Origin of the sequence: Streptomyces phytophilus, from assembly GCF_013870535.1 — a bacterium.
GTDB classification, from domain to species: Bacteria; Actinomycetota; Actinomycetes; order Streptomycetales; family Streptomycetaceae; genus Streptomyces; species Streptomyces phytophilus.
Genome location: NZ_JACBXC010001356.1, coordinates 1 through 1,564, shown reverse-complemented (window position 1 = coordinate 1,564; position 1,564 = coordinate 1). Strand labels below are relative to the sequence as shown.

General features: G+C 68.7%; 1 protein-coding gene and 1 pseudogene. Both read right to left on the bottom strand.

Going from position 1 to position 1,564, the window contains the following annotated elements:
• Positions 1–1,287: flotillin family protein (locus H5J30_RS32335; protein WP_258563640.1), on the bottom strand; the 1,287-nt coding region annotated here is incomplete at its 3' end.
• A 34-nt stretch (positions 1,288–1,321) separates the two neighbouring features.
• Positions 1,322–1,564, bottom strand: a pseudogene (locus tag H5J30_RS32330) (hypothetical protein); the annotation flags it as partial.

Genomic DNA, 1,564 nt, shown 5'->3' with positions numbered 1-1,564 from the left:
CTTGCGGCGGGCCTCCGCCATCGTCAGCTCCTCCGCGGCCCGGTGGTCCGCCGCCTGCTCGGCGGCCTCGGCGGCCTTGATGTCCTTGACCAGCCGCTCCTGCGCCTCCGCCTCCGCGGCGATGATCAGGGCCTGGCGCTCGCGCTCGGCCTCCTCGACCGTACGCAGCTTCTTGATCTCCTCCTCCTGCTGCGCCACGGTCTTCTCGACGGCGATCCGCTCGCGGACGACGTCGGCGATGTCCCGCTTCTCGCCCTCGACCTCCTTGTCCTTGGCGATCCGGGACAGCTCGGTCGCCCGCTCCCGGGCGATGACCTCCAGCAGCCGGTCCTTCTCGATCTTCTCGTTCTCGATGGCGACGACGCGCTCCCGGTTGAGCTGGGCGACGGCGATCTCGCGCTCGCGGTTCTCGTTCTGGATGCCGAGCTGCTCCTCGGTCCTGATGTGCGCGGTGTGCGCCTTGAGCCGCTCCTCGGCCTGGACCTTGGAGGTCTCGGCCTCCTCCCGCGCCCGTACGATCCCGACCTCGCGCTGCTGCTTCGCCTCGGCGTCGGCCTGGCGGCGCTCCAGTTCGAGGACCGCCTCGCGGGCCTCGACGTTCTTGCGGGTGATCTCCTTCTCCTCGTCGCGCCGCAGCTCGTTGGTGCGCACGTTCTCGACCGCGGTCAGCTCGGTGATCTTCCGGATGCCCTGGGCGTCGAGGATGTTCTGGGCGTCGAGCTGGGACATCGGGGTCTGCTCAAGGAAGTCGATGGCGGCGTCTTCGAGGCTGTAGCCGTTCAGGTCGGTGCCGATGACGCGGATGATCCGGTCGCGGAACTCGTCGCGCTTGGTGTACAGGTCGGCGAAGTCGAGCTGCTTGCCGACGGTCTTGAGGGCCTCCGAGAACTTGGCGTTGAACAGCTGCTGGAGCGTGTCCTGGTCGCTGGCCCGCTCGGTGCCGATCGCCTGCGCCACCTTGATGACGTCCTCGACGGTCTTGTTGACCCGGACGAAGAACGAGATGCGGATGTCGGCGCGGATGTTGTCCTGGCAGATCAGCCCTTCCTTGCCGGTCCGCTCGATCTCCATGGTCTTCACGGATATGTCCATCTGCTCGGCCTTGTGCAGCACCGGCAGCACCACGGTGCCGGTGAAGGTCACGTCGACCTTCCGCATCTTGGAGACGATGAGCGCGTGGCCCTGCCGCACCTTGCGGAACAGCCGGCTCACGGCGAACAGCATGGCGAGCGCGATGAGCAGGACCACGGCTACGAGCACGCCGAGTCCCGTGGTGATGGCGGTCATGGGTTCTTCCTTCTCTGCGGTCCGGACGTGCGTGTCAGCCGAACGAGCCGGGGGCGTCGGGGACGCCGTCGGCGGGTGCGACGCGGAAGAACTCGCCTTCGGCGTCGTAGTCGAAGATCAGTGCCCGGCTGCCGGCGGCGAGGCCGTTGCCGTCGTCGCCCCTGACCTGGACGGTCGCGCTGGAGCCGTCGGCCGCGGTCACCTCCGCCTGGCCGTACGCGGGCGTGACGCCCGAGGTGCGCACGACGCAGGTGCGGCCGACGAAGTCCCGGCGGGC